4 protein-coding genes and 1 pseudogene are annotated in these 4,070 nt (G+C 34.6%); 3 read left to right on the top strand and 2 right to left on the bottom strand.

The annotated features are described in order from the left end of the window. Nucleotides 1-20: 20 nt before the first annotated feature. Nucleotides 21-182: a hypothetical protein gene (locus AC1DTM_RS19390; protein ID WP_002158647.1), complete on the bottom strand. Its 162-nt coding sequence runs from the start codon at nucleotides 180-182 to the stop codon at nucleotides 21-23. A gap of 100 nt (nucleotides 183-282) precedes the next feature. Continuing rightward, nucleotides 283-1,557 (bottom strand): murein hydrolase activator EnvC family protein, encoded by a 1,275-nt coding sequence (locus AC1DTM_RS19385; protein WP_016104297.1) that lies wholly within the window; start codon nucleotides 1,555-1,557, stop codon nucleotides 283-285. A 494-nt stretch (nucleotides 1,558-2,051) separates the two neighbouring features. Here AC1DTM_RS19385 and gltP point away from each other — a divergent pair, with 494 nt between their 5' ends. The 3 genes and pseudogenes from gltP to AC1DTM_RS19370 form a co-directional block, all read left to right on the top strand. Continuing rightward, complete coding sequence (gltP, locus tag AC1DTM_RS19380) at nucleotides 2,052-3,326, top strand: glutamate/aspartate:proton symporter GltP (protein ID WP_002186318.1); 1,275 nt, start codon at nucleotides 2,052-2,054, stop codon at nucleotides 3,324-3,326. A gap of 67 nt (nucleotides 3,327-3,393) precedes the next feature. Further along, nucleotides 3,394-3,897 (top strand): annotated as a pseudogene (locus tag AC1DTM_RS19375) (ribonuclease FAU-1 family protein); the annotation flags it as partial. Continuing rightward, on the top strand, nucleotides 3,883-4,070 hold a 188-nt coding region (locus tag AC1DTM_RS19370; RefSeq protein WP_477000679.1), incomplete at its 3' end, for a DUF402 domain-containing protein. The pseudogene AC1DTM_RS19375 and the gene AC1DTM_RS19370, both read left to right, overlap by 15 nt.

Genomic DNA, 4,070 nt, shown 5'->3' with positions numbered 1-4,070 from the left:
GAGAAATCTCCGTCTTTTTATTATGTTGTAGAAGTATTTAATAAGCGATTATATGCTTTATAAGCTGTGACAACTGCGATAAATGATCCAATTAAAAATAACGCTGAGCCGCCGAATGTAAATAACCGACCGATGTATGTTTCTCTAGCTTCTTCTATTTCTTCTTGTAATTGTGTATTCATATTTACCACCCCGCAAAATATAGGCATTTAGTTGTAGTTTATGTAAAATGCCTAAAAAGTGTGAAATGGTAGTAAAAAAACTCGGTCTGAACCGAGTTTTTTATAGTCCGATATAAGGAGATGGATCGACAGCGTTTGTCTTACCGACATTCCATTCTCCAAGGTGAAGTTCGAAGTGTAAATGTTGTCCGAAAGATTGGCCAGTATTTCCCATAAACCCAAGTTGATCACCTTGTTTTACAGTTTGTCCATTAGATACAGAACGGCTACTCATATGTGCATATACAGTTGTATATGTTTTTCCGTTTATACGGTGAGATAAGTATACAACGTTTCCGTAACTAGATGATAATTCTGAACGGATAACGACGCCATCTGCAGCAGCCATGATTGGCACTGTCCCTGAAGCGGCAATATCGATTCCTTTATGGTTATCTAAAGAACGTGTACCAAATCCTGAAGTTTTCGATCCAGCTGCTGGTTTAATAAATCCACCTTTGTTCGTATCTTGTGGTGTTGGTGCGGATTGTGTGCTTTCTTTAGCAGAAGCGGCGGCTTGTTTTTTTGCTTCCTCAGCCTTGCGTGCCTCTTCAACTTTACGCGCTTCTTCTGCACGTTTTTCTTCTTCAATTGCTTTTTGAACAGCTTGACGCTGGTTTTCTAAAATGCCTTTTGACTCTTCTAATCCTTCAATCTCAGAATCTACTTTTGCTACTTTCGTATGCAGATCGCTAATAAAAGTTTGTTGCTGTTGTTGGTTATTTTGTAACTCTTGTTGTTTTTGTACTAATTTTTGCTCGGATTCTTTCAGTTGTTGCTCTTTTTTCTCAACAGCTTCTTTTTCTGTCGTCACAGCATTTTGATCACTTGTTTGCTTTTTCACAATATCTGTATCGTTATTTAAAATTAAACTTACAGAATACATATTATCAACAAGATCGGCAATATTTGCAGAACTTGTTATTACTTCTGTAATGATACTCGTACGAGGCTTTTCTTGCATAGATTGTAGTCGTTGTTTAATAACTTCCTGCCGTGTATCTATGTTCGTTTGTAATTGCTCTATATGTTTCTTTTTTTCAGTAATAACTTGTTGTGTGTTGCTAATTTCTTTTTTTGTATCGTTTAATTCAGCTTCGTTTTTATTAATAGAAGTAGTTAATTCGTCGATTTTCTTTTGTAATTCCTGGATTTCTTTTTCTATTTGTTCTTTCTCAGCTGATTTATTTTGTAAGTCATTTTGTTTGCCTTCTAATTCGGATTGAATATTAGATAATTTATTTTCATTCGTTTCAGCGTATACGGGTGAAAGTAACGGGGAAACGAAAATCGTTCCAGCTGCTAAAACACTAAATGCTGCAAATTTCTTTTTCATTGTTGTCTTGCTCCTTTCCCTATGAATGTATATATCATAAGAAGAAGAAGGGTGTCTATCGTTGTAATCATAATGTAAAGAAAACTTTATAAATTTGCTAAGTTTTGTCGGAATTTAGTATCTTTTCGTAGTGTTTGTCATAAAGTGAAATTTTTGCATGCATACAAAAATGCACCATTTTCTATTTTGTTCTAAAAAAAACATGGAAAATGATGGAGTTTTCGATGGTGAAACATTACTTTAAAAACCTATAAATCACTAGTGAGGAATCGTTCTCATGTTAGGTTTTCTGACATGGGTTTTATTTTTGTCAAGAAAATTATTTGCATTCGGGCAAACTTATTTTGTTGTCAGATTTTAAGTTTTGATTTATGATTTTTAACAGGGACAAAATGTAGTGAATTGTCGAATAATATGTAATACTCTTAATTTCATGTTTTATAGAAATAGAATGAGAGATAGAGTGACACATCGAAGAGGGGGTTACAACAAATATGAAAAGAATAGGACTTGCATGGCAAATTTTAATAGGACTTGCGCTTGGTATTGCAGTTGGGGCGATTTTCTTTGGCAATCCGGCAGTGGTTGATTATTTAAAACCAATTGGTGATATTTTCATTCGATTAATTAAGATGATCGTTGTACCAATTGTTGTAGCAAGTATCGTTGTTGGTGTTGCTGGTGTTGGCGATGTTAAGAAGTTAGGCCGACTAGGCGGAAAAACAATTCTTTACTTTGAAATTATTACAACACTTGCAATTGTTGTTGGTCTATTAATAGCGAACATTTTCCAACCTGGAAAAGGCGTTGATATGGATAAATTAACAAAGACTGATATTTCTAAATATGCAGAAACAACAGCTCAAGTACAAAGTCATTCGTTTGCGGATACGTTTGTAAATATTGTTCCGACGAACATTATGAAATCATTAGCTGAAGGTGATATGCTTGCTATTATCTTCTTCTCAGTATTATTTGGTTTAGGTGTAGCAGCAATTGGTGAGCGTGGTAAACCAGTGCTACAATTTTTCCAAGGTGTAGCAGATGCAATGTTTTATGTAACGAACCAAGTTATGAAGTTTGCACCATTTGGTGTATTCGCATTAATTGGTGTTACAGTTTCTACATTCGGATTAGCTTCATTAATTCCATTAGGGAAATTACTCATTGTAGTATACGGAGCAATGATCTTCTTCGTTGTGGTCGTATTAGGGCTTACAGCGAAAATATTCGGTATTAACATTTTCCAATTCTTTAAAATTTTAAAAGACGAGCTGATCTTAGCGTATTCTACAGCAAGTTCAGAAACGGTTTTACCGAAAATTATGGAAAAAATGGAGAAATTCGGTTGTCCGAAAGCAATTACATCTTTCGTTATTCCAACAGGTTATTCATTTAACTTAGATGGATCAACGTTATATCAAGCAATTGCGGCAATTTTCTTAGCGCAAATGTACGGTATTGAATTATCCATTACACAACAAATTACATTATTACTTGTATTAATGGTTACATCAAAAGGTATCGCGGGTGTACCGGGCGTATCATTCGTTGTATTATTAGCAACACTTGGTACAGTAGGTATTCCAGCTGAAGGTTTAGCATTTATTGCAGGTATTGACCGTATTCTAGATATGGCTCGTACGGCAGTTAACGTTGTAGGTAACTCTTTAGCGGCTGTAGTTATGTCTAAGTGGGAAGGTCAATATGACGCTGAAAAAGGACAAGCCTATTTAAAAGAGATATCTGAAAAGGGTCAAGCGGCTTAATTATGATTTGAAAAGCTCTCACATATTATGTGAGAGCTTTTCTGTATGTAGAAGAGGAGAGAAAGTTATGAAATGTAAGTACGGTGATGGTTCTACGTGGAAGCGATTAATAGAGAAGACATACACAGTAAAACAAGTTGAAGCAGGTATGTTAGGAATATTGGATATAAAAAAGGTGAGAGAGCCTAGTTATAAAGAATACAATAGTAAAGAGCTTTGCATTGCAGGTGATGGGTATACATGGATGCAATATTTTATAAACGGCAAAAACTTTGCAATTACAGCTATGTTAGACAATCAAAAACAATTAGTGCAATATTATATCGATGTGACGAAAGAATTTAAAATAGACGATCGTGGTTTACCTTATTTTGATGATTTATATTTAGATGTAGTATTGTTACCGAACGGTGAGGTCTATGTACTGGATGAAGACGAGTTAGAGGATGCTTACAAAATTGGTGAAGTTACAAAGGAAGAATATGAGTTAGCATGGAATACAACAAAATGGATTATCGCGACGATAAAAAATAGAAAATTTTATTGGATCTCAATATTGGATAAAGATGTAGTATTGTTACCGAACGGTGAGGTCTATGTACTGGATGAAGACGAGTTAGAGGATGCTTACAAAATTGGTGAAGTTACAAAGGAAGAATATGAGTTAGCATGGAATACAACAAAATGGATTATCGCGACGATAAAAAATAGAAAATTTTATTGGATCTCAATATTGGATAAAGA

It is taken from the genome of Bacillus sp. P4_D3 (assembly GCF_056401855.1).
The sequence above is the reverse complement of the archived record's forward strand: the minus strand, read 5'-3'. Positions and strand labels throughout refer to the sequence as shown.

Coding starts and splice junctions, on each gene's coding strand:
- AC1DTM_RS19390 (WP_002158647.1), bottom strand. CDS start 182: ATGAATACACAATTACAAGAAGAAATAGAAGAAGCTAGAGAAACATAC.
- AC1DTM_RS19385 (WP_016104297.1), bottom strand. CDS start 1,557: ATGAAAAAGAAATTTGCAGCATTTAGTGTTTTAGCAGCTGGAACGATT.
- gltP (WP_002186318.1), top strand. CDS start 2,052: ATGAAAAGAATAGGACTTGCATGGCAAATTTTAATAGGACTTGCGCTT.